Origin of the sequence: Micromonospora sp. NPDC047134, from assembly GCF_040643455.1 — a bacterium.
GTDB lineage: Bacteria > Actinomycetota > Actinomycetes > Mycobacteriales > Micromonosporaceae > Micromonospora.
Genome location: NZ_JBEYUI010000013.1, coordinates 90,740 through 114,521, shown reverse-complemented (window position 1 = coordinate 114,521; position 23,782 = coordinate 90,740). Strand labels below are relative to the sequence as shown.

The following is a 23,782-nucleotide window of genomic DNA, read 5'->3' as shown; positions in this document are numbered from 1 at the left end:
CAGCACTCGGACGGACGCTCGGCTGCTTCCGCGCGGGGCCCTTTTGAAGATCGCGCTCGATCCAGGATCGAGTGGCCTTGATTCGCTCCGAGACCACTCGATCCCAAATCGAGCGCGATCTTGCGGAGCGCCCGCGATCTTGCGGAGCGCGGAGGGGTGGCGCGGAGTGTGGTGGGTTGGGACTACGAGAGGTCGTCGGCCTTGATGGTCTCGACGAAGGACCGCCACTGGGTGGGGGCGAACAGCAGCACCGGTCCGGTGGTGTCCTTGCTGTCCCGAACCCCCACGACGCCACCAAGATCGTCGGCCACTTCGACACAGTTCCCCTGGTCGCTGCTGTAAGTGGCCTTGCGCCAAGTCGCACTGCGCAGGTCAGTCATGATGCTTCTCCTTGACTCGTCGCAGGAGCGAGCGGGATTCCTCGCTGTTCAGCGCTGTTGCGCTGAGTTGGTTCCACACCTCGGCGTACGCTCGGACCTCATCTGGACGATCAAGGTACAACGCGCCGGAGAGGCTTTCGTGGAAGACGGTAGTTGGTTCGGCTGATCGAGCCCCCTTGGCAGGGAAGTCCAGGATCACGAAACTGCCGGCGACGGCGGCACGGTTGAGGTTGCCGCCAAGTGGAGCGATTCTGACGGTCATATTGGGTGCCTCGCTGGCCTCGATCAGCTTGTCGATCTGCCGAGGCATGCCAGGCACGTCCTTGTGCAGAAGACCCTCGTCGAGGATCACGTCCAGCGTGGGCGCGGCCGGCCGCTGCCTGGTGAGAATGCGCTGTCGTTCCAGCCGCAACTCGACGATTTTTGCGACCTCGTCATCGGTGATGTTCGGTCGGCACTTCGCGACCGCTGTCGTGTAGTCGGGAGTCTGTAGCAGCCCAGGAACCAGGCTCTGCTCGTAGGTGCGGATGCGAGTCGCGGCGGACTCAAGCCCCACGTACAACTGGAACCATCGGGGGATCACGTCACCGTAGGCGTGATACCAACCCTTGCTCTTGGACTCCTTGGCGAGGCTGACCAGTACCTCTGACATCTCCGGCGAGGCGCCGTAGAGCCGGCACATCTGCTCGACGTCAAGTGCACGGATCGGAGTCTGCCCTGATTCGATCCGATACATCTTGGCCCGCGACCATTCAAGATCCGAGGCAGCGGCCTCCAAACCGATCCCGGCCTGCTCCCGGGTCTGGCGGAGTAGCCGTCCGAGTTCCCGTCGGGGCACCGTGGAGCCGACTTCGGCCATGGCCGTCCTCCCTGTCTCATGCCGACGCCTCACCGGGCTTGCCGCGAGACGGCCTGCGCGTCGGCAAACGAAAAGAGCATCTCCAGGTGACTGTCTCACGAGGAATGTTGCGCGATCGCTCGCGCCGCGCAGATTCTGGCTCCGGAAGGAGATTGGTCGCTGGCATTGGGAGGTTTCGGGGTGGGGCGGTGGAAGTGGTTTCAGCGCAAGGACGAACCGATTGACGTGGTGGAGGAGTCAACCTGCTCCGATGGGTCCGGTGAGTCTGCCGGGCGTGTCCCCACGGCGGCCCAGCCTGAGCGACGGACGACGACGAGGGTGGGGTTGCGCTCCAGCCGCCTGGTAGGGCGATGCGACCGGGGCGGCAGCCGGTGAGCGGGCCGCGAGGGCTGAAGCCCGTGGAGGTGACGGACCTGCCGGAGATCGAGGTGGTCAGCCAGCCGGTACTGCTGGTCCTGGCGACCGAGGACGACGGGCCGATCGGGTGGGCGGTCGTCCTGCCCGAAGGCGACTTCTGGCTGATCCGCAATGCCGCGCGGAGCCTGACCCACGGTTCGAGCCTGTCGGTCCTGACCAGCTTCTGGGCCAGCGTCCTCGACTGCGAGGTGGGACGTCCCCGGCTGGTCGACCCGCCGACCGGCGGCGGCGTCAGAGACTGAGCTTCATGCCCTCGTGGCTGGCCACGAAGCCGAGACCCAGGTAGAAGCGGTGTGCGTCGTGGCGACTCTTGTCGGTGGTGAGCTGCACCAGGGCGCAGCCACGCAGCCGCGCCTGCTCGATCGCCCAGGTCATCATCAGCCGACCCAGGCCCCGACCCCGCTGGTCGGAGCGAACCCGAACCGACTCGATCAGTTGCCGTTCGGCCCCGTGCCGACCGAGCCCGGGGATGTAGGTGAGCTGCATGCAGCCGACCACCTCGCCGTCGACCTCGGCGACCACTAGGTGGTTGCGCGGGTCGGCGGTGATGTCCGCAAACGCCTTCTCGTAGGTGGCGTCGACCTCTCCGACGTCCCGGGTACGTCCCAGCATGTCGTCGGCGAGCAGGTCGAGCACCGTAGGCAGGTCGGCCCGGATCGCCGTACGGAAGATCATGTCGTTCATTCAGTGAGGGTGACATACCTGCGGCGACCGGGCTGCGGCAGACCGAAGGGCCGACCCCGGCAGGGGGTCGACCCTTCGAGTGTTCGGTTGTCGGATCGTCAGGAGGCTGCGGAGTAACCGCGGGTGGCGATCCAGTTGGCGAGGGTGTCGACGTCCATCCGGTACGAGGCCTTGGCCGGGTCGGCCGAGTCGGCGATGGTCACGGTCTCGCCCTCGTCGTCGTATCCGGTGACGCTGACGTAGTGCCCGCCCTCGAAGCTGTGCACGCCGCCGTCGGTGTCGGTGGCGGTGCCGGCGATGTTGGCAACCACGGCACGGCCGTCGTCGACGGTCCGCACGATGTCCTCGCGCAGCTTGTCGGCATGCTTCTCGGCGGCCTTGGCGTCCCGGATCTCCACCGACTTGTAGACGTCCTTACCGGTCTCCTTGTTCAGCACCGGCGTGATGTCGTTGATGGAGTCGGTACCGGCCTCGGTGGTACCCATCCGCTTGGCCATGTCGTACACGTCGATGTTCTTGCCCTGCACGCTCAGCGCGTTACGGGCGGCGGCCGGGCCGCAGAAGTAGAAGTTGGGCTGGGCCTCGTAGCGCACGTCGAGCTGGCGCTCGTCGCTGGACTTGCGGTCGGCCTGCACCGAAGCGGCCGTGGCCGGCGCGGGGGCGGCGTAGGCGGCGACGGCGGGGCCGGCGATGCCACCGGCGGTGGCGGCGGCAGCGGCGACGGTCAGAGCGGTCTTACGCAGGATGGTGGTACGCATGATCGACTCACACCTTCCGTTCGGGGGTACGCAGCAGGAATCAACCCGGTTCGGGGTTCGCGGTGCTGCGGGGGGAAAGAGGAACGCCCGGCGGGGGTGCTCGGGCGTCCGGGGGATGTAACGATCCCGGGCGCCCCCACATTCCAGGGGTTCCGGGAGACCGCGTTGCGGGGCGGGGGAAGCCCTCGCGGTATGCCATGTACAACGACCCGCAGCCGAGCATCATTCCGCGCCGTCGGCTGATCGGGCCGGCCCGCAAACGGCCACGTACCGGACGGCAGGTCGGCGCCGGGCATGAAATCTCGGGCCTCGCCCGGAAGCGGCGGCATGCCGACGGGGGATCACAATGCCCGGATGACCGGTATCCGCCAAGCTGCGTCGATTGCGCTTGCACTGCTGGTGCTGGCCACGGCCACGAGTTGCACCGAAGCCGAACAGGACGAGTTGCCCGTCCGAGTGGCGCAGGTGCCGGCCGAGGTGCGTGGGCTCCCCCGAGAGACCCTCGGTGACGGCGCGGTGGCCCAAGCCGCCCGAGCTGGCAGAGGTAGGGCTGCGGCTAGCGGGCCGGGCAGCGCTTCCCTTCGGCCGGCACGGTCAGGTCGATCAGGTAGGCGTCGACGGCTTGGGTGATGCAGGCGGTCTGCGGGTACGCGGTGTGCCCCTCACCCTCCCAGGTGAGCAGCCGCCCCACCCCGAGCATCTCGGCCAGGGCCGGGGCCTGCTCGTACGGGGTCGCCGGGTCGCCGGTGGTGCCGATGATCAGGATGGGTGGGGCGCCGTCGGCGCGGCCGGTGGGGTAGGGGTCGCTGCCGCCCGGCCATTCGGTGCAGGAGATCAGGCCGGTGGCCAGGGCCGGGCCGAACAACGGGTACTGTCCTCGCCACTGGGACTGCAGTTGGCGGATGCGGTCCAGGTCGGGCCGTTCCTCCTCGTCGGCGCAGTTGATCGCCGTGTTGGCGTCGAAGAGGTTGGTGTAGTGGCCCCGGTCGTCGCGGTCGGCGTAATTGTCGGCCAGTTGGAACACCCCCTGCGGGTTGCCGCCCTCCAGTTGGTCGATGGCGCGGGCCAACTCCTGCCAGCCGCTCTCGGTGTAGAGGGAGGAGATGACCGCGTAGAAGACCCAGCCGGCGGTGGCTTCCCGGCCGTCGGCGGAACGGGCCGGGGACACCCGGGCCTTGTCGATCGCGGAGACGACCGCCGCCCGGGCGTCCGGGGCGATCGGGCAGCGGGCGGCGTTGGCAGCACACCACCGGTGGAAGTTGTCGAAGGCCCGCTCGAAGCCCTTGGCCTGGCTCTCCGAGCCCTCGATCAGACCCTGTCGGGGGTCGATCGCCCCGTCGAGTACCAGCGCCCGCACCCGGGTGGGGAACAGTTGGGCGTACGTGGCACCGAGCAGGGTGCCGTAGGAGTAGCCCAGGTAGGTGAGCTGGTCGTCGCCGACCGCCGCGCGGATCGCGTCCATGTCCCGGGCGGCCTGCTCGGTGCCGTACAGCGGGAGTTGGTCGCCGTACTTGTCGCCGCAGCTCCGGCCGATGCGGTCGGCGAGGTCGACCAGGCCGTCGAAGGACTCCTGGCTCTGCGGGTCGGGATCGGAGCCGAAGACGGCGTCCAGGTCGTCGTCGGAGATGCACTCCACCGGGCTGGACCGGGCCACCCCGCGAGGGTCGAAGCCGACGATGTCGAAGCGTTCCAGGATGCGGTCGGGCAGCCCGCCGTACCGCTCGCCGAAGGAGAGGTAGACGGCGGTGTCCACTCCGGAACCGCCGGGACCACCGGGGTTGACCAGCAGGGAACCGATCCGGTCGCGTTGGTTTTCGGAGCGGGCCCGGATCAGGGCGATCTCGAAGGTCTCTCCGGCACCGGGGCCGGTCGTGGCGCCACTGCCGCCGGCCCAGTCGCGGGGGACCCGGATGCGGGTGCATTCGTACCGGATGCCCGGTGCCCCTCGCCCGACCACCTCGTCGGCGACCTCCGGGCAGGCCTGCCAGGTCGGTGTCGTGCCCGGTGGGGCGGCCCTGCTGACGGTGTCGTCGTGCGGTGCCAGCGCCGGCAGGGTGCAACCGGCGGCGACCACCGCGGCGGCGACCAGACCGGCCAGGGTGAGCCGTCGACGGCGGATCGGTGCGGAAGTACGGGTCACGAGCGGGCCTCCGGGATCGGTGCGATCGTCAGGCTACGCCGAACCGGAAGCGGACCCCACCGTCACCGCCGGATCGCCGCGCAGGACCTGGTCCACGTCGAACCGGATCGGCCGCTCCAACTGGTCGTACCGGCAGGAGAGGGGGTCCCGGTCGGGCCGCCAGCGGACGAACCGCGCGGTGTGCCGGAACCGGTCACCCTCCATAGCGTCGTACGCCACCTCGACCACCAACTCCGGGCGCAGGGGCTCCCATTCCAGGTTCTTCGTGCCGGTCCACCGGCTGACCCCGCCCGGGATGCGTTGGCCGCGCTCGTGGTCGCCGTGCACCCAGGGGTGATCGTCTGCGACCTCGCGGTAGGGGGCCAGCTCCTCCAGCAGCTCGGCCCGGCGGGCCATGGTGAACGAGGCGCTCACTCCGATGTGGTGCAGCACCTGCGCGTCGTCGTAGAGCCCGAGCAGCAGGGAACCGACCACCGGCCCGGACTTGTGCCAGCGGAACCCGGCGACCACCACGTCTGCGGTGCGGGCGTGCTTGACCTTGAACATCAACCGCTTGCCCGGCTCGTAGGGCAGGTCGGCGGGTTTGGCGATCAGCCCGTCCAACCCGGCCCCCTCGAACACCTCGAACCAGCGGCGGGCGGTGTCGGCCTCGGTGGTGATCTGGGTGAGGTGCACCGGCGGACGCACCTTTGCCAGGGCCTGCTCCAGCCGGGCCCGCCGGGTCGGGTAGGGCACCTCCAGCAGGCTCTCGTCGTCGAGGGCGAGCAGGTCGAAGGCGACGAAGTCGGCCGGGGTGGTCTCGGCGAGCAGCTTCACCCGGGAGGCGGCCGGGTGGATGCGCTGGGCCAGCAGCTCGAAGTCGAGCCGGGGGGCGGCCTCCGGGCCGTCGCGGCGGATCACGATCAGCTCACCGTCGACCGCGCAGCGGTCCGGCAACTGCCGACGGGCCTGCTCGACCACCTCGGGGAAGTAGCGGGTCATCAGCTTGCCGCCCCGGCTGGCCAGCTCCACCTCGTCGCCGTCGCGGAAGATGATGCAGCGGAACCCGTCCCACTTGGGCTCGTAGGTCATCCCCGACCCGGTGGGGATCGAGGCGACACTGCGGGCGAGCATCGGCTCCACCGGCGGATTGATCGGCAGGTCCACGGCGACAGTCAACCAGAACCCACCGACAACGGTGAGGCACATCACGGCGCACCGGCGGGCGGCGTGTCCGCCGCTGGGCTGTCCCAGCGCGCCTGGGAGATTCGGAGAACGGCAGGTCAGAGCTACTTTCGCGGGGTGTCGGAGTGGGTCTGCGGGTGCTGCGGACGGTGGCGGGTCAGCGTCGAGCTGATCCGGGGCCGGTACGTCTACCGGCTGACCCACCGCTACCCCAGCCGCTTCGGCGGCGGGGACAACGTGCTCGGCGAGGTGGCCACGGTGGCCGAGTTGGCGGCGCTGCTGCGCCAGTGGAGCCCGGTCGACCTGGCCGACCTGCACGAAGCCGCCTGAGACCCGGCTGGCAGCGGGGGTGACCGTCAGTAGCGGGCGAAGGAGCGGATCGGCATCCGGGGGCCGAACCTGGGGGCGTGGATGCCGGCCACCTCCAGCAGTCGGCAGACCCGGCCCCGGTGGCCCCGGAACGGCTCCAGCAACTCCAGCATCCGGGCGTCGTCCGCGCGGGCCTCGCCGGCCAGGGCCCAGGCCACCGTGTTCGGTACGTGGTAGTCGCCGACGCTCACCGCGTCCGGGTCGCCGTACGCCACCCGGACGACCTCGGCGGCCGTCCACGGGCCGATCCCGTTGATCGACAGCAGGGCACGGGTGGCCCTCGCCGAGTCCTCGCAGCGTTCCAGCCGGTCGGCGACGGCGGCGGCCCGGCGCAGGGTGTCGGTGCGGCGCTGCTCCACCCCGAAGGGGTGGAAGACCCAGTAGGGGGCGGCTGCCACGGCCCCCGGCTCGGGCGGCAGGAGCAGCGACACCGGTCCCGGTGCCGGCTCGGCGAAGTGGCGGACGGTGGCCGCGTACGCCCGGTAGGCCTCCTTGCCGGTGACCTTCTGCTCGAAGACGGCCCGCAGCACCCGGGGGAAGACCAGCCCGGTGGCGGGCATCCGCAGACCTGGGTGCTGGGCCGCCAGGCGGGCCACCACGGGGTGGGACCGGGCCAGGTCGGCGAAGCCGGTGAGGTCGTCGCGCAGCCCGGCGATCGCGTCGGCCTGCTCGACCAGCCAGCCGCCGCCGGGCCCGTACCCCTCGGCGCGCAACTCGTCGCCGGTGGCGTGCAGGGCCAGGGTGGCGGGCCCGACCGGGGTGCGCGCCGCCAGCCAGAAGGTGTCGCCGGTGATCCGGGCGCAGGGATCGTACGGGCTGAAGGTCAGTGGCCGGATCGAGGCGGCCAACCGGTAGCCGGACGGCGGGCGCAGGGTCCGGCCGGCGGTGGGTGCGGCTCCGGTCACGACCCCACTGTGCCACCTCACCGGCGCCCGGGGCACCGCCGGACCCGGCTCTGGTCGGCGCCCCGGACACCGCCGGCCCGACTTCGATCGGCGCTCCGGACCCTTCTCGGTCACCGTCCGTTCATCGCGGGGCCCACCGAACGGTCAGGAATCATCGGGCAAATACCTCCATTTGCTGATGTAACTGACCTCACACCGAGACACGATCAATATGGAAAGGTTTGATTCCTCACCTGTAAGTGAAGTGCGCTGTTAGGGTCCGACCAGCGCGGCATCCGCCCGGCCGACATAGCAGCCGGTGCATGTCGGATGGCTGGCCACGAGGTCACCCCGATGAGGTCAGACCTGCCGCGGGTCACGGGGAATCTGCTCAGGAGGTGCCGGGATGGCTGCTGGCGCGATCGTTCGGTCGGGGTGTTTCAGAACCGTCGTCACGCCGTACGGGCGGCACCTTTGAGGTGGGGTGGCCCCAGGTGGCTGAACCGAGCGTGACGATCCGATGATCGCGCTGCGTGTCTACCGTCTCCTGCCGCCGGGCGTCCGGCGTCACCTGTTGCGGCTGCTCCCGGAGCAGCACCGGCTCGGCATCGTGCGTACCCTCACCCGCCCTCGCGGCGGGGAGACCCTGCACCCGATCGGCGCCCGAGTGCTGGTCAGCGACGACGGGGTCCGCGCCGAGGCCGAGGTCGTCGCCGCGGCGACCCCCCTTCAGATGTGGCACCGCAACCTGACCGCGGTGACCTCCACTCTGGAGTCCGCCGGGATCGAATACCACTGTGTACGCCACGACGACTACCTGCGTAGCTCGGTGGCGGTGCTGGACGATCAGCGGGAGGCGGTGCGGCGGTTGGTCGACTCCGCACCGCTGCTGTCCGGAGCCCAGGTCCGGGTGGTCGAGGTACGGCCGGACCGGGACCAGCCGGACCTGGAGCCGACCGAGGTGATCCAGGTGTGGTTCCCGGTGACGGACATGCGGGCGGGGGTGGTGCTCGGCGCGCAGTTCGCCTGCGAGATCGAGATGTGGACCCGGGTCGGTGACCTGGTACGGGCACCCCGGCACAACGCCGTGATCGACGAGGCTCCGGCCCAGGCGCAACCGGTGCGGGTCGCCGCCGCCCTGCTCAGCCACTTCGTGCCCGAGGCCGACGACCACACCTACGGCACCCGTCGTGACCTGGCCGTACGCGCCCCGGACCGGGTCAGCTTCCCGATCGACGCGGTCTACACCTGGGTGGACGGCGCGGACCCGGAATGGCGGGAGCGCAAGCAGGCGGCGATGGGTACCCCGGACGCCGCCCTGCACGCGATCGCCGCCAACACCTCGCGCTACCACAACCGCGACGAACTGCGGTACTCCATGCGCTCGCTGCACAGCTTCGCCCCCTGGCTGAGGAAGATCTTCGTGGTCACGGACAGCCAGTTGCCGAGCTGGCTGGACCCCGACCATCCGATGGTCACGGTCGTGTCGCATGCGGACCTCTTCGCCGACCTGGACGGCCTGTCCTCGTTCAACTCGCACGCCATCGAGTCCCGGCTACACCGCATCGAGGGCCTGGCGGAGCACTTCCTCTACCTCAACGACGACGTCTTCCTGGGTCGGCCGCTGCTGCCCACCCACTTCTTCCACGCCAACGGGATCGCCAAGTTCTTCCCCTCTCCGGCGCAGTTCGGGCTCGGCGAGGCCACCCCCGGTGACCTTCCGGTGAACGCCGCCGGGAAGAACAACCGGCGGCACATCCAGCGCCACTTCGGTGTGACCATCACGCAGAAGATGAAGCACACCCCCTTCGCCCTGCGGCGCAGCATCATGCAGCAGATCGAGGCGACCTTGCCGGCGGAGGTGACCGCCACGGCCCGGCACCGGTTCCGCGACCACCGGGATCTGTCGATCCCGTCCTCCCTGCACCAGTACTGGGCCTACCTGACCGCCCAGGCCGTCCCGGGGGAGATCGAGTACGAGTACGCCGACCTCGGCCACCCGGCGACGCCCGCCCGGCTGGCCGAACTGCTGGCCCACCGCGACCGTGACGTGTTCTGCCTGAACGACACCGACTCCGACCCCCGGACCTTCCAGGAGCAGGAACGGATGCTCGCCGAGGTCCTGCCCCGCTATCTGCCCTTCCCCGCGCCCTTCGAGCTGCCGGAGGAGGAGGTGGCCCGGCGGCGGGAGTTGGGCGCCAGTGCCCTGTGGCGGCAGTCCGCAGGTGTCGACCGGTACACCGGGCAGGTGGACGCCCAGACCACCCCCTCACTTCCGACGGCCCGCCAGGTGGACGCGGCCACCCTCCCGGCCCTGCGGGTCGGCCCCCGGTCGGACGCCCCCACCCTGCCCTCGACCCCCAGGGAATCACCGTGAACCTGACCTCCCCACCCCGGACGACCGACACGGTGCCCCCGGGGGGTGTCGATGTTCGTGAGGTGTTGGTGGACGGGCGTCGTCGGCGCGCTCATGTCCACCCCGACCTGACCCCCCTGCTCGCCCGCCGGCTCAATGTCGCCGCGGTGACCGGGGCCCTGGACGCGCACGGCGTGGACCATTTCCTGGTACGCGGGATGGACGACCGCACCCCGGTGATCGGGGTCAGCCAGCAGGACCGGACGGCCGTCCTGGGTGCCCTGGAGAAGCTCGGGGCCACCGCCGGCTGCTACCTCAGTCAGGTGCTGCCGAAGCCACCGGTCACCGCGGTGCTGCACGATGCCGAGGACCCGGCGGTCTGGGCCGACCTGCACACCGTCGAGGCGTTCAAGCTGACCTGGTTCCGGGCGGACCCGACGATGAAGCTGGTCCTCGGCCCGGTGTACGGATGCGAGATCGAGTTCTGGCAGCCGGACCGGGGGGCCGAGGTGCTGCGTGCCCCCAGGCGCAACCGGATGATGCCGGCGGTCTCGATGGCGGGGGTGCCGGTGCGGGTCGGCGAGCACCGCTTCACCCGCCTGGCGGCCGCGCGCGGCGCCGGCCCGGGTCTGCGTACCCGGCCGGAGTTCGACCACTCGCTGCCGGACGACATCGAGTTCCCGATCGATGTGGTCTACACCTGGGTGGACGGCGCGGATCCGGACTGGCAACGCCGGCGGGCCGAGATCAAGGGGGAGGCCTTTCACGCCGAGGCCGCCAGCGAGTCGCGCTACATCAACCGGGACGAGCTGAAGTACTCGCTGCGCTCACTGCACCTCAACGCGCCCTGGGTCCGCAACATCTACATCGTGACCGACCGGCAGCGCCCCGCCTGGCTCGATCTGAGCCCGGGGAACATCTTCGTGGTCGACCACCAGGACATCTTCGCCGACCGAGCGGCCCTGCCGACCTTCAACTCGGTGGCCATCGAGACCCAGCTGCACAACATCGACGGCCTGGCCGAGCACTTCCTCTACCTCAATGACGACATGTTCTTCGGCCGGCCGCTGGCCCCGCAGACCTTCTTCCTGGCCAACGGCAACACCAAGTTCTTCCTGTCCCAGAACCGGGTCCCGGTCGGTCCGATCACCAACCTGGACACCCCGATCGACGCCATGATCAAGAACAATCGGCGGCTCATCGAGCAACGGTTCGGCCGGACCCTGACCCAGGGCAGCCAGCATGTGCCCTACCCGCTGCGGCGCAGCATCCTGGCCGAGATCCAGCGGGAGTTTCCGCAGGAACACGCCCGCACCGCGCACAGCCGGTTCCGCAGCGCCACCGACATCATCATCACCTACTCCCTGTACCACTACTACGCCTTCCTGACCGGTAGGGCCCTGCCCGGCCAGGTGAACTACGGGTACGTGCAGTTGGCGGTGCCGGATCTCGTCGCCCGACTCAAGCGGGCCGAGGCCCGGCGGGACTGGGATACCTTCTGCATCAACGACGCCTTCTCCACCTACGCCCAACTCCAGCAGCAGATGGCCGTCCTGGAGCCCTTCCTTCAGGCGTACTTCCCGGTGCCCAGCCCCTACGAGGCGGCGGACCAGCGGTGAAGTTCTCCTTCCTGGTGCACAACTTCTACGGGGTGGGCGGCACCAACCGAGCGGTGCTCAACCTGGCCACCGGCCTGGTCGAGGACGGCCACACCGTCGAGATCGCCTCGGTCTTCCGGCGAGTCGACCGGATGATGTTCGACGGCGACGACCGGATCACCGTGGTGCCGCTGGTCGACATCAGGCCACGGCGGCCGGACCGCTCCGACCCCCAACTGCGGGAACCCTCCACGGTGATCCCGACCCAGGAGGAGTTCCACCAGCAGTACAGCCGGCTGACCGACGAGCGGATGGTCCGCTACCTCAGGCACACCGACGCCGACGTGGTCGTGGGCACCCGACCGGGGCTCAACCTCGTCATCGCCAGGTACGCCCCGGAGCATGTGGTGCGGGTGGCCCAGGAACACATGACCCAGGACCTGATCCACGAGGCGGTCAAGGCCGACATCAGCCGGTACTACTCGCGCATCGACCTTGCGTACACCGTGTCCCAGGCGGACGCCGAGGCCTTCCGCACCGGCAACCCCGTCCCGTTCACCCAGGTCAAGGCCCTGGCCAACAGCGTGCCGGCCAGCTCGATTCCGCCGGCGGACGGGCGGAGCCGGATCGTCGTGGCGGCGGGCCGCCTGGAACCGCTCAAGCGGTACGACCAACTGATCCTGGCCTTCGGCCAGGCGGTCCGGGACTGCCCGGGTTGGACCCTGCGGATCTACGGGGACGGCGACCAGCGGCCGGGGCTGGCCCGGCTCATCCGTGAGCTGGGCCTGTACGGCCAGGTCCTGCTGATGGGGCGGCGCGAGGACATGGCCGCGGAGTGGGTCAAGGGCGCCATCGCCGCGGTCTCCTCGCAGCGGGAGTCCTTCGGCATGACGATCGTCGAGGCCATGCGACTGGGCCTGCCGGTGGTCAGCAGCGACTGCCCGGTCGGCCCCCGCGAGATCATCACCCACGGCGAGGACGGCCTGCTGGTACCCACGGACGACTTCGGGGCGTACGCCGATGCGCTGCGGGTTCTGATGCACAACGACGAGCTGCGCATCCGGATGGGCCGGATGGCGGTGACCCACTCCGCCCGCTTCGATCCGGTGCACCTGGCCGCCCAGTTCGCCCGGGACTGCGCCCAGGTGCTAGCGGTCCGCCGCAGCCAGGTGCCCCGCCCCCGGCGGGTGGGACGCCGACCCCTGCCGACGGAGCCGACCCGCCGGGAGGCCGGGCTGGCCCGCGCCCTGGCCGATCCGGTGCTGCGGGGGATCGCCGGCAACGAACTGGCCCGACGGGCGAGCATGGGCGCTCTGCTGCGACTGACCCGGATACCCCGGGCCCGCAGCACCAGCACCCGGCTGCAATCCGCGATCAGACGCCGGATCTCGGAGACCCAGGAGGCACCGGTGGCGGACTGCCTGGTGTTGCCGGATCTGGGCCTGCGGGTGTCGGTGGACGGGACCACCGGTGCCGGCGAGGCGTGCGTGGTGCTGAGCAACCGGGACACCCGGGAGGTGCTCCGTACCCCTCTCGTGCCCTCCCCGGACGGGACGCGGGCGGAGGTCGCCCTCGACGCCGGGGCCCTGTCCGAGGGCCGCTGGAACCTCTTCCTGACCGAGGGGAACAAGGGTCGGCGTCGGTTGCGTCCCCAGCGGGTGGACTGCCGGGTGCTGTCCGGTGCCGCCGGTCCGCTGGGGGACCGGGCGGGCCTGTCGGCGCAGGTGCCGTACCAGACGGCGGACGGTTTCCTGGCGATCCGTAGCTGGGTGCGGGCCCGCCACGCCGAGGTACGCCGGATCGCGGTCGACGGCACGGCTGTAGCGGTCACCTTCACCTGGCACGGACCGGGGGTACCGGATCAGGCGGTGCTGCGCCGACGGGGGGATGTCCCGGAGTCGTTGAGCCTGCCGGTCGGGCCGGCCCCGCAGGGGCAGCTGAGCATGGTGGTGCCGTTGACCCCCCTGACCGACCTGCGGTTGGGCCGGTACGAGGACTGGGACGTCTATCTGCGGTGCGGCGCGGACGAGGTGCGGATGGGCCGGTTCGCCGACGACGTGGTCGACAAGAAGCGCGCGTACAGCTATCCGGAGATCGACCTGACCCAGCTGATCCCATTGGACCTGGTCGAGGAGGACCCGGCGCCGAGGTTGCGGGTCCGCCCCTACTACACCATCGACAGTGAACTCTCCTTCACGATCATCGACCGCCCCTAGCGCCCCCAGGATGCGCCCCCAGATCGCGCTCCCGGAGCGCCCGCACAGAGGAGCAAGGTAGCCGTGACCGAGCCGGGGCGAGCCGAGATCCCCAGAGCTGTCGCCGAACCCTCCGGGTTCGTGGAGGTCTATCGGCGGGTGCTCAGCCCGCAGACCCGGCGGGCCATCGCCAAGAAGGTGAGTCCCCGAGCCCGGCACCAACTGAAGCAGTGGGTGGCCCGGGCCGCCGAGGACACCCGGTCGGCGGGTCGTCGAGCCGAGCGGCTGGCCCGCCAACAGCCGGAACTGCTCTCCGGCGGTGACCGGGCGGCCGTCACCGCCGACCGGGCGCCCCGGATCGCCCTGGTGGCCGCCGACCTGACCCCCCTGCTGGCCCGGACCGAGAACCTGGCGGCGGTGACCGTGGCCCTGACGGAGGCCGGTGTCGACTTCTTCCGGGTCCGGGGCGGCTCCGAGAGGTCCTCCGTGGTCGGGGTGGACGTCGCCGACCGGGACCGGGTGTACGCCGCCCTGGCGGCGGCCTGCACGCGTACTCCCGGCTATGTCACCCAGGTGGGCTCCGGCGGCGAGCAACCGCCGGCCCCGGGATTCGAGCCCAGGGTGTGGAAGCGCCTGGCCGCGGCCGAGGTGCTCCGGCTGACCTGGTACCGGACGGATCCCCGACACCGGATGGTGCTGGGGCAGCAGTACGGGTGCGAGGTGGAGTTCTGGACCCGCCGGGGAAACACCCTGGTGGCCCCCCGCCCCAATCCGGTGGCCGAGCAGGTAGACCCGGCGCAGCCGCCGGTCGTCGCCTCCGAGGCGCTGTTCACCAGGCTGCTGCCCCCGACCACCACGGCGACCGCCCGGACCAGGTCGCCGTTCGCCGGGCGACGCCCGGAGGATGTCACCTTCCCGATCGATGTGGTCTACACCTGGGTCGACGGCACCGACCCCGACTGGCTGCGGCGGCGGGCGGCGGCGACCGGGGTGCCGTACCACAGTGAGGCGGCCAACCCGGCCCGGTTCCTCAGCCGGGACGAGCTGCGCTACTCACTGCGTTCCCTGCACCTGTACGCGCCCTGGGTGCGCCAGGTTTACCTGGTCACCGACGATCAGGTGCCGCCCTGGTTGGACCGGTCCGCGCCCGGACTGCGGGTGGTAGGCCATCGGGAGATCTTCGCCGACCCGGAAGTGCTGCCCACCTACAACTCGCACGCCATCGAGAGCCAACTGCACCACATCGAGGGGCTGGCGGAACACTTCCTCTACTTCAACGACGACGTGTTCCTCGGCAGCGAGGTGCTGCCCTCGGACTTCTTCCTGGCCAACGGCATCTCCCGGTACTTCCCCTCGCCGGCCCTGGTGCCGCCGGGCACGGCGACCGCCGAGGACATCCCCTCGTCGGCGGCCGGAAAGAACAACCGGGCCCTGATCGCCGAGCGGTTCGGGACCGTGCTGACCCAGAAGATGAAGCACATGCCCCACGCCCTGCGGCGCAGTGTGCTGTACGAGATCGAGGAGGCCTTCCCCGCCGCCCACCGGCAGACGGCCGGGAGTCGTTTCCGCAGCATGACGGACATCTCGATCGCCTCGTCGCTGCATCACTACTACGCCTTCCACACCGGGCGGGCCGTGCCGGGGAACCTGCGGTACACCATCGCGGAGCTGTCCGATCCGGGCACCCCGGGACGGCTGGCGCACCTGCTGGCCCGGCGGGACCGGCATGTCTTCTGCCTGAACGACGCCTTCTCCACGGAGGAGGATCTGGCCGCTCAACTGGCGGTCGTCACGCCCTTCCTGGACACCTACCTCCCGGTCCCCAGCCCCTGGGAGCGGGCCTGACGGACGACGATGGCCGACCGCAGTTGCTGCGGCCGGCCATCGGAGGAACCTCAGGGTCAGTAGTCGTAGTCCGAGTCGGAGCCGCCCGACTTGGTCTTCGACGGCGGCTCTACCGCCTTCGGGGTGCCCTTGGGCAGGCACTCCAGGTTCTTGCTGCCGTCCGGGTTGACCACGAACCAGGTGCCGCCGACCCCCTGGCCCTTCCACTGGCCCGGCTTCTTGTCACCGATGTAGGTGTAGAGGGGCCAACCGTCCAGGGTGATCTGACGGGTGCCGTCGGGGCGGGTGATGGTGCCGACCGCGTCGTCGGAGACCCCCTTGAGCTTCGGGTTGCCGTCGGTCAGCGCCGGGGGCCACACCTCGGCGCACTGGTCCTCGCAGTTGGTCGTCGGCGGGTCGTTGCTGTCCCGGTCGAAGCGGTACAGCAGGAACCCGTCCTGGTTGACGACCGCGCTGCCCATCCGGGGGAACTTCTTGCCGGTCAGACTCTCGGTCAGTTCGACACCCTCGGGCAGCGGGGCATCGTTCTCGTTCTCCGCACCCGGCGAGGCCGAGGTGCCCGGTTCGGGACTGGCCCCGGGGTCCGCGCTGATCTCCGGCTCCGGGGTCGCCGAGGAGTCGGCCGCAGCGACGGCGACCGGTTCCGCCGCGCCGGGGTCCGCTCCGTTGTAGCCCGCGGGCGCGCAGGCCGTAAGTGCGACCATGGCGCTCGCGACAACGACGGTCCGCTTCATCTTTGCCACGTGCCCTCCTCATACTTGACAAGTCACCGGGAAGTACGGGAAACAGTGCTGTCAAGGTTGAAAGCAGAACGGTGGCTCATTTCACAGCCCATCGATTGAACCGGAATCGACGGCTGTCCGTGCAGGGGTGGACGTGCGAAGGCCCGCCTCGATCGAGGCGGGCCTTCGCGCGATCTCCGGGCGCTCAGCCAGCGGGCACCGTGACCAGGGTCTTGCCCACTCCCTTGCCGTCGACCTCCTGCACCTGGAAGTGCTTGACCTCGTCCAATGTGGAGGAGGTGGCGGCGGACAGGGTCAGCGGTTGGGGATTGCTGTTGGTGCCGTAGCCGCCCTGCGGGACCGACCAACTGGAGATGACCTCGGTGCTGGCGTCCCGGCGTACCACCACCAGACGGCACTCCCGGGGACCGGGCAGCCGACCCAGGGTGAAGTTGATGTTGGTGCCGAAATCCTTCGCGGCCAGGAAGAAGGTGGCCGTGACCCCGGTGGTCGGGTCGGTGGCGTCGACCTGCTTGCCCTCCTGCTTGGTACCCCCGAATCCCGGGCCATCCGGGTTGCCCGGGCGGTTGGTCGGCACCTCCACCGGTCCGGAGGTCGGACCGGCGACCGGGGGTGCGGCACCACTGTCGGCCAGATTGCTGAACACCACCCCGGTGATCCCACCGAGGACCACCACGGCCGCGGCGGTCGCGAGAATCTGCCGGAACCGTGCCTTGCGCCGGTGCGCCCGCATCGCCACCAGGGTCCGGTCCAGCAGGACCGGATTGGTGTGGGTCTGCTCCAGCGCCGTCACCGACTCCGCGTCGATGTCGGAGAGCAGCCCGACCACCGGCACCATCGACTCCAACTCGGCGGCGCACGCCCAGCAGGTTGCGAGGTGTTCCTCGAACCGTTCCATGTCCTGTTCGTCCAGCACGCCGAGCGCGTACGCGGCGACGTCCATGTGGTCAACTCGGCTCATTCCGTCACCCCCCTCTCCTGCAAGGCTGTGCGCAGGGCGCGCAGCGCGTAGTAGACCCGTGACTTGGCGGTGCCCAGGGGCAGACCGAGTTCCTCGGCCGCCTCTGGCACCGTACGCCCTCGGAAGTAGGTCGCCACCAGGATCTCCCGGTGCGATTGACTCAACGTGCGTAGTGCGTCGGCCACTGTCATCGAACGCAGCACCCGGTCGGTGTTGTCCGACTCGGCGAACGCGGTCAGGTCCCGGTCGTACGTCTCGGCCGGGCGGGCCTGTTCACTGCGGTGTTCGTCGATGGCGATGCGGCGGGCCACCGTAACCAACCAGGGACGCAACGAACCCTGTCCCTGGGTGCCCAGCCGGTGGGCGTTACGCCAGGCCCGCAGCAGTGTCTCCTGCACGATGTCCTCGGCCCGCTGCCGGTCACCACCGGTCAGTCGCATCACGAACATCAGCAGCGGACCGGCGTGCTCGGCGTACAGGGTGCGGATCAACTGGTCGGAGTGGGCGGCCTCGGTGGTCGTCGCCTGATGGCGGCCAGGGGCGGGGCGCGGCGTCACCGGGCTATTCTGGCGAGACCCCGCACGCGAGTCGACCCCGTTGGTGGTCGTGGTCGGCCGGGACTGGGACCGGGCAGACATCCAGTCCACCCGCACCCGTTCGCCGTGCCAACCGGCCGCCAGTGCGTGCATGCAGACCTCCGGTTGTCCATGGACAGAAGCCGTCCCCCCACGGGCATGGCTGCCGATTGATACGCACGGCCGGGCCGTACAGATCAACGTCGGACGGAAAAAATTCCCGCCGGGGGTGGGGTGGAGTCCGTGGCCTGCTCGTCGTGGACCACCGGGGCGCCCCCGACGAAGCGGTCGAGGTCGGTGCCGGCCAGCACCCGGCCGGGAAACCAGTCACCGGCGGCCCGGCGGGTCAACTCCGGTACCGGGGGCTCCTGAGCACCGGCGACCAGCACCAGGTTGCCGTAGCGGCGGCCCCGCAGCACCCCGGCGTCCGCGACCAGACAGGCCCGAGGCAACACGGTACGCACCGTGGCGACCTGCCCCCGGGCGTAGCGCAGGGGTGGGCCGTCGGCGAGATTGGCCAGGTACCAGCCGCCCGGTCGGAGCACCCGGGCCACCTCGGCGGCGTACTCCACAGAGGTCAGTCGGGCCGGGGTGCGGGCACCGGCGAACACGTCGGCGACCACCACGTCGTAGCTGCCCTCCCGGGTGCCGACCAACGCCGCCCGGGCATCGGCGACCCGCACCTTCAGGCGGGCGTCCGGCCGCCAGGGCAGGGCCCGGCGGATCAGGTCGACCAGGGCACCGTCCACCTCGACCACCCGCTGGGTGGAGCCGGGTCGGGTGGCGGCGACATAGCGGGGCAGGGTCAACGCCCCGCCGCCCAGGTGCAGCACCCGCAGGGGGGTGCCGGTCGGTGCGATCAGATCCAGTGCGGCGGCCAGCCGCCGGACGTACTCGAACTCCAGGTGGGTCGGATCGTCGAGGTCCACATGCGACTGTGGGGCCCCGTCCAGCGACAGGGTCCACGAGCCGGGGCGGTCCGGATCGGGGGTCAGCTCGGCCAACCCGGTGTCGACCTGTTCGGTGCGCCGGTCGGTGTCGCGGCGGCGGCCCATCAGCGGTTGGTCCGCGCGGCGGCGTTCAGGGCGCGGTGCAGCAGCCGGGCGTCACCCAATCGGGACCGCAGCAGCCGCTCCAGGCCGGCGATCGGCACCAGGTTCTGCGGGGCCCGGGGATCCTTGTAGGGGGTGGAGGCGAACCGGGGCAGGGTCACCAGCGACAGATCCGCCAGCCGTACCGCCTCGTCGATCTCCAGTTCGGCGGAGCATTCCATCCGGACGATGCCGGCCCAGGGGGCCCCGGGGGCCACCGGCAGCCGCAGATACCACGACCAGCCACCCCAGGCGGTGCCGAGGCGGAACACCGGCGACCGGTGGCCCGGTGCCAGCCCGGTGACCACGGCGGTGAGCCGGGCGTCGAGATACTGGCTGTGCTGGGTCTTGATGTACCCCAGGGTGCGCGGCAACTGCCGCCGGTTGCGCAGCGGCCCGTCCACCACCAGCAGATCCTCGTCCGTACGGGCGGCGTCGGAGACCTCCACCTCCAGGGCGGTCAGCGGCCCCTGCACGGCCGCCGGCAGCTTGGCCAACTCGCCCGTGCCGCTGACCCGGTGCACCGGGTAGCGGACGTTGCCGGCCACCACCTCGGCCGCCGAAGGGCTGGCCGTGAACAGCCCCCGGCCGACCTTCGCCCCGGCCAGTTGCGCCGCACCGCGCTCCAGGTCGCACCGCACCACCCCGGCGGCGTACGAGGCGGCCAGGCCGGGGTACGAGGTGCCGTCCTCCTCTGCCGTCCAGACGCTGGCGTCGATCCGGCGTACCCCGTCGACCAGCAGCACCACATGCGGGGCCCGCACCCCCGGGCGGGGGCCGATGGCCCGCCAGTCCACCGCGGGCAGTTCGGCGTCGGCGTCGACCTGGGCGCTGCTCGGCGCGGCCGGACCACCCGCGGAGGCCTCGAAGGAGGCCCCGTAGGCAGGATCCCAGGCGTCGACGAAGAACCGGGTCATGGTCGCCTCACCGGCCGGTCCGTTCCACCCGGGCCGAGCGGGCGTCCTTGCGTACCTCGAAACGCACCGGGATCCGCTCGGCCAACGCCGGTACGTGGGTGACCACCCCGACCATCCGGTCCCCCCGGGCGGCCAGGTTCTCCAGAGTGGCGGCGACCGTGTCCAGGGTGGCCGCGTCCAGGGTGCCGAAACCCTCGTCCAGCACGATCGACTCCAGGCTGGCCGCGGTGGTGGACATCCCGGCCAACTGTTCGGACAGGGCCAGCGCCAACGCCAGGGAAGCCTGGAAGGTCTCCCCGCCGGACAGGGTCCGCACCCCCCGCCGCAGGCCGGCATCGTGATGATCGACGACGAAGAACTCGCCCTTGTCGTGGACCAGGTCGTACTGGCCGCCGGAAAGCTCCCGAAGGATCCGGGAGGCGCCGTCGACCAGCAGGTCCAGGGCCTCGGCCAGCAGCCACCGTTCGAAGTTGTTGGCCCGTAGGTGCCCGGCCAGCGCCCGGGCCACCTGGGCCTCCCGCTCGTGCTCGGCCCGCTGCTCGCGTAGCTGCGCCGCCTGCTCGCGGCGCTCCACCAGCCGGCGCAGCTCGGCCTCGGCCCGCTCCACCGCCACGGTCGCGGCGCGGACCGGATCCTCCGGAGCGGGCAGCCCCGCCTCGGCGAAGATGCCCTCGATGCGCTCCGTCGCCGCCCGGGTGGCCGTCTCGGCGTCGGCGACCGATGCGGCCAGGCCCTCCCGCTGCGAGCGGCGGTCCCGGGCCTGCTGCCGCGCCCACTCCGACAGGGCGGTCCAGGCGGCGGCCAGGTCCTCCCGGTCGACCCCCGGAGGGCCGAAACGGGCCAACCCGTCGCGGGTGCCGTCGAAGTGCCGCCAGGCCGTACGCAGCCGCTCCTGGGCCGCCTCCAGGGTGCCCCGGGCCCGGCGGGCGGCGTCCCGACCGGCCCGTACCGCGGTGGCCGCCTCGTCCAGGGCGGCCCGTAGCCGGGTGTGTTCGGCCAGCCGTTCCCGCAGGGTCTGCGGGCTGGCCGCGTCGGCCAGGCGTTCGTCCAACGTGGACAGCCGGGCCCGTACCCCGTCGTGTTCGGCGCGGGCCCGCACCAGGACCCGGTCCAGTTCCCGGGCCGCCGTGTCGCGTTCGGCCACCAGCCGCTTGGCGACCTCGCTGGCCGTCCGGGCGGCCTTGCCGGCGGCCACCGCCCGGGCCACCGCCGACCCGGCCGGCATCGCCGGCACCCGGGCCACCACCTGCTCGCACACCGGGCAGGGGTCCCCGTCGCTCAGGTGCGCCCGCAGCGCCGCCGCCTGGTCGGCGGTCTTCGCCTCCTCGTGGGCCTGGAAGGCCGCCGCCAGCTCCGCCTCGGCTCGTTCGGCCTGCGCACCGGCCTGGGCCAGCGCCGTCACGGCCGCCTCGTGCCGCGCAGCGGCCTGCTCCACCGCCACCCGCAGCGCCTCGGCCTGCCCGGCCAACTGCTCCCGATCGGCGTAGGCCCCCAGCAGCAGCCGCAGGGTGCTCTCGTCGCCCAGGGCGGTCAGCTCGCCGCGCAGCTTCTCCTCACGCTCCTCGGCCAGCGAGACCTCGTCCACCGCGGCATCCGCCGCCGCCCGGGCGGCGGACACCGCCCGGGTCAGCTCGGCGGTGACCTCCGGGGCCCGGACCGCCTCCAGCAGGGCCAGGTCGGCGTCCAGGGCGGCCAGGGCCCGGGCCACCTCCCGGGCCGTGGCCCGCGCCCGCTCCAGCTCCGGTACGGCCTCGGTCACCGCCCCGGCCAGCTCGGTCATCCGCTCGACCTGCGCGGTGGCCTGTTCCAGGGTGGCCTCGTCGGTGTCGGCCAGCCCGGCTAGCAACTGGTCCAGAGCCTCCAGCTTCGCCTCGGCCTGCCCGGCCCGACCGGTGGCCAGCTTCTGCACCTCCTCGTACACCCCCAGGCCCAGCAGGTTGACCAGGATCTGCTGCCGGGTGGCCGGTCGGGCGTGCAGGAAGTCGGCGAACTGCCCCTGCGGCAGCACCACGCAACTGGTGAACTGCTCGTACGGCAGGCCGACCGCCGCCAGCACGGCGGACTCCATCTCGGCCGGGGTGCCGGCGACCACCTCGCCGAGATCCTCCGGGCTCAGCCCGGTGTCCAGCTTGGTGACGTCGAAGCCGTCCGGCATCAACTGCAACCCGGCATTGGCGGTCTTGACATTGCCCCGGCCGTCGCGACGCACCACCCGGGTAGCCACGTAACGGGCCCCGGCCGACTCGAAGACCAGCCGCACCCGGGCCTCCGTCGCCGAGGGGGCCAGCGCGTTACCCAGCCCCCGGGTGCCGCCCCAGCGGGGCACCGTGCCGTAGAGGGCGAAGCAGATCGCGTCGAGCACTGTCGACTTGCCGGAGCCGGTGGGACCGACCAGGGCGAAGAAGTCCGCGTCCGTGAAATCGATCGTGGTCTCGTCCCGGAACACCGTGAACCCGGCCAGGTCCAACCGCATCGGCCGCATCAGTGCTCCACCTGTTCGAGGAGTTCGTCGAAGAGGTCCCGGACCCCCTCGTCGGCGTGCCCCCGACTGTCCAGGTAGTCCGCGAACAGTTGGCGGGGGGTACGCCCGGCGCGCTGGGCGACCCGGGCGCCGCTGCCGGGCGCCGCCAGCAGCTCCGGGTCGATGCGGATCTCCAGGGCGCGGGGGAACAACTCCTGCACCTCCTCGCGCAGCCCGGCGCGGGGCTGCTCGCGTACGTACACCCGCAGCCAACCCTCCGGTGGGGTGATCCCGGCCAGCTGTTCCAGCGTGCCGCGTACGGTGTGCAGGGCGGTCGCCGCCGTCACCGGTACCTCCCGCACCTGCGCCGCCGTGGTCGCGCTGACCTCTACCAGGGTCACCGAGGGGACGTTCTCCTGCTCGCCGAAGTCCACCGCCAGCGGGGCACCGCTGTAGCGGATCGGGCAGGGCCCGGAGACCCGCTGGGCCCGGTGCAGGTGCCCCAGCGCCACATAGTGGGCGGTGCCCGGGAAGACCGTGGCCGGTACGGCGTACCCCATGACGGTGTGCGCATCCCGTTCACCGCCGCCGGTGGCCGCCCCGACCACGGTCAGGTGGGCGGTGACCAGGTGGACCCGGTCCGGCTCGGTGAACCCCTCGGTCAACCGGGCCAGGATGCGGCCCAGGTGGTCGGCGTAGGTCTGGATGGTCTCCGCGGCGGTCAACTCGTACATCTCCACCGCCCGGATCGCGTACCGCTGGGACAGGAACGGCAGGGCGGCCAACCGCCAGCGTTCCCCACCGGGAGTGGTGCCGTCGATGACGTGCTCGGCCGGGTCCTCGCGTACCGCCCCGCGCAGGGTGATGCCGGCGGCCTCGGCCCACGGGCGCAGGGCGTCCAGGGCGGCACCGTTGTCGTGGTTGCCGCCGATGGCCACCACGTCCGCGCCGGTGCGCCGCAAGGCGGTCAAGGCCCGGGTGACCAGCCGGGTGGCCTCCGCCGTCGGGGCGGCCGTGTCGTACAGGTCACCGGCGATGACGACCAGATCCGGTCGCTCCTGCCGGGCGATGTCGATGACCCCGGCCAGCACCTGTTTGTGTTCCTCGGCCCGCGACTGCCCCTTGAGGACCTTGCCCACGTGCCAGTCCGAGGTGTGCAGGATCTTCACTGGGCTGGCCTTTCGCTCGCGACTGCGGGGCTCCGCTTCGCTGCACTCCTCGCGCTCACGGGGCTGGCCTTTCGCTCGCGACTGCGGGGCTCCGCTTCGCTGCACTCCTCGCGCTCACGGGGCTGGCCTTTCGCTCGCGACTGCGGGGCTCCGCTTCGCTGCACTCCTCGCGCTCACGGGGCTGGCCTTTCGTTCGCGACTGCGGGGCTCCGCTTC

The 23,782-nt window shown here is 71.2% G+C and carries 20 protein-coding genes; 6 read left to right on the top strand and 14 right to left on the bottom strand.

Going from position 1 to position 23,782, the window contains the following annotated elements; all coding sequences use genetic code 11:
- Positions 1 to 182: 182 nt before the first annotated feature.
- Both ABZ795_RS17445 and ABZ795_RS17440 read right to left on the bottom strand, forming a co-directional pair.
- The gene (locus ABZ795_RS17445) at positions 183 to 380 is read right to left on the bottom strand and encodes a DUF397 domain-containing protein (protein WP_357531091.1); all 198 of its coding nucleotides are present in this window, start codon (positions 378 to 380) and stop codon (positions 183 to 185) included.
- The gene (locus tag ABZ795_RS17440) at positions 373 to 1,239 is read right to left on the bottom strand and encodes a helix-turn-helix transcriptional regulator (RefSeq protein ID WP_357531090.1); all 867 of its coding nucleotides are present in this window, start codon (positions 1,237 to 1,239) and stop codon (positions 373 to 375) included. Before ABZ795_RS17440 ends, ABZ795_RS17445 begins: the two co-directional genes overlap by 8 nt.
- Before the next feature lie 398 nt (positions 1,240 to 1,637).
- Between ABZ795_RS17440 and ABZ795_RS17435 the strand changes: the two genes are divergently transcribed.
- On the top strand, positions 1,638 to 1,898 hold the full coding sequence (locus tag ABZ795_RS17435; protein WP_357531089.1) for a hypothetical protein: 261 nt from the start codon (positions 1,638 to 1,640) through the stop codon (positions 1,896 to 1,898).
- On the opposite strand, the gene ABZ795_RS17430 is transcribed toward ABZ795_RS17435, so the two are convergent.
- The 4 genes from ABZ795_RS17430 to ABZ795_RS17415 form a co-directional block, all read right to left on the bottom strand.
- Positions 1,888 to 2,340 carry a GNAT family N-acetyltransferase gene (locus tag ABZ795_RS17430; protein WP_357531088.1) on the bottom strand — a complete coding sequence of 151 codons (453 nt, stop codon included), beginning with the start codon at positions 2,338 to 2,340 and terminating at the stop codon, positions 1,888 to 1,890. The genes ABZ795_RS17435 and ABZ795_RS17430 overlap by 11 nt on opposite strands.
- Positions 2,341 to 2,438: 98 nt before the next feature.
- A complete protein-coding gene (locus ABZ795_RS17425; RefSeq protein WP_357531087.1) occupies positions 2,439 to 3,098 on the bottom strand; it encodes a C39 family peptidase in 660 nt (219 codons plus the stop codon).
- A 556-nt stretch (positions 3,099 to 3,654) separates the two neighbouring features.
- Positions 3,655 to 5,238, bottom strand: coding sequence for an alpha/beta hydrolase (locus ABZ795_RS17420; protein ID WP_357531086.1), 1,584 nt, complete (start codon positions 5,236 to 5,238; stop codon positions 3,655 to 3,657).
- Positions 5,239 to 5,271: 33 nt separating this feature from the next.
- Complete coding sequence (locus ABZ795_RS17415; RefSeq protein ID WP_357531141.1) at positions 5,272 to 6,384, bottom strand: ATP-dependent DNA ligase; 1,113 nt, start codon at positions 6,382 to 6,384, stop codon at positions 5,272 to 5,274.
- Positions 6,385 to 6,519: 135 nt separating this feature from the next.
- On the opposite strand from ABZ795_RS17415, the gene ABZ795_RS17410 reads away from it, so the two are divergent.
- A complete protein-coding gene (locus tag ABZ795_RS17410) occupies positions 6,520 to 6,732 on the top strand; it encodes a hypothetical protein (RefSeq protein ID WP_357531085.1) in 213 nt (70 codons plus the stop codon).
- A gap of 26 nt (positions 6,733 to 6,758) precedes the next feature.
- On the opposite strand, the gene ABZ795_RS17405 is transcribed toward ABZ795_RS17410, so the two are convergent.
- On the bottom strand, positions 6,759 to 7,676 hold the full coding sequence (locus ABZ795_RS17405; RefSeq protein ID WP_357531084.1) for a DNA-3-methyladenine glycosylase 2 family protein: 918 nt from the start codon (positions 7,674 to 7,676) through the stop codon (positions 6,759 to 6,761).
- A gap of 499 nt (positions 7,677 to 8,175) precedes the next feature.
- Between ABZ795_RS17405 and ABZ795_RS17400 the strand changes: the two genes are divergently transcribed.
- The 4 genes from ABZ795_RS17400 to ABZ795_RS17385 all read left to right on the top strand — a co-directional run bounded on the left by ABZ795_RS17400 (position 8,176) and on the right by ABZ795_RS17385 (position 15,649).
- Complete coding sequence (locus tag ABZ795_RS17400) at positions 8,176 to 10,032, top strand: stealth family protein (RefSeq protein ID WP_357531083.1); 1,857 nt, start codon at positions 8,176 to 8,178, stop codon at positions 10,030 to 10,032.
- Positions 10,029 to 11,630: a stealth family protein gene (locus ABZ795_RS17395; protein ID WP_357531082.1), complete on the top strand. Its 1,602-nt coding sequence runs from the start codon at positions 10,029 to 10,031 to the stop codon at positions 11,628 to 11,630. The genes ABZ795_RS17400 and ABZ795_RS17395 overlap by 4 nt, the downstream gene beginning before the upstream one ends.
- Positions 11,627 to 13,825 carry a glycosyltransferase family 4 protein gene (locus tag ABZ795_RS17390; protein WP_357531081.1) on the top strand — a complete coding sequence of 733 codons (2,199 nt, stop codon included), beginning with the start codon at positions 11,627 to 11,629 and terminating at the stop codon, positions 13,823 to 13,825. Before ABZ795_RS17395 ends, ABZ795_RS17390 begins: the two co-directional genes overlap by 4 nt.
- Positions 13,826 to 13,888: 63 nt before the next feature.
- On the top strand, positions 13,889 to 15,649 hold the full coding sequence (locus tag ABZ795_RS17385) for a stealth family protein (RefSeq protein WP_357531080.1): 1,761 nt from the start codon (positions 13,889 to 13,891) through the stop codon (positions 15,647 to 15,649).
- A 56-nt stretch (positions 15,650 to 15,705) separates the two neighbouring features.
- Here ABZ795_RS17385 and ABZ795_RS17380 read toward each other — a convergent pair whose 3' ends face one another.
- The 7 genes from ABZ795_RS17380 to ABZ795_RS17350 form a co-directional block, all read right to left on the bottom strand.
- Positions 15,706 to 16,383 (bottom strand): hypothetical protein, encoded by a 678-nt coding sequence (locus ABZ795_RS17380; RefSeq protein WP_327027199.1) that lies wholly within the window; start codon positions 16,381 to 16,383, stop codon positions 15,706 to 15,708.
- Between the two features lie 193 nt (positions 16,384 to 16,576).
- Positions 16,577 to 17,353 carry a zf-HC2 domain-containing protein gene (locus tag ABZ795_RS17375; protein WP_357531079.1) on the bottom strand — a complete coding sequence of 259 codons (777 nt, stop codon included), beginning with the start codon at positions 17,351 to 17,353 and terminating at the stop codon, positions 16,577 to 16,579.
- On the bottom strand, positions 17,350 to 18,042 hold the full coding sequence (locus tag ABZ795_RS17370; RefSeq protein WP_327022039.1) for a sigma-70 family RNA polymerase sigma factor: 693 nt from the start codon (positions 18,040 to 18,042) through the stop codon (positions 17,350 to 17,352). Before ABZ795_RS17370 ends, ABZ795_RS17375 begins: the two co-directional genes overlap by 4 nt.
- Positions 18,043 to 18,125: 83 nt before the next feature.
- A complete protein-coding gene (locus ABZ795_RS17365) occupies positions 18,126 to 18,983 on the bottom strand; it encodes a fused MFS/spermidine synthase (RefSeq protein ID WP_357531078.1) in 858 nt (285 codons plus the stop codon).
- Positions 18,983 to 19,936 (bottom strand): hypothetical protein, encoded by a 954-nt coding sequence (locus tag ABZ795_RS17360; protein ID WP_357531077.1) that lies wholly within the window; start codon positions 19,934 to 19,936, stop codon positions 18,983 to 18,985. The genes ABZ795_RS17365 and ABZ795_RS17360 overlap by 1 nt, the downstream gene beginning before the upstream one ends.
- Before the next feature lie 7 nt (positions 19,937 to 19,943).
- A complete protein-coding gene (locus ABZ795_RS17355; protein ID WP_357531076.1) occupies positions 19,944 to 22,418 on the bottom strand; it encodes an SMC family ATPase in 2,475 nt (824 codons plus the stop codon).
- Entirely contained in the window at positions 22,418 to 23,566 is a 1,149-nt protein-coding gene (locus tag ABZ795_RS17350) for an exonuclease SbcCD subunit D (protein WP_327022035.1), read from the bottom strand. Before ABZ795_RS17350 ends, ABZ795_RS17355 begins: the two co-directional genes overlap by 1 nt.
- Positions 23,567 to 23,782: the final 216 nt, after the last annotated feature.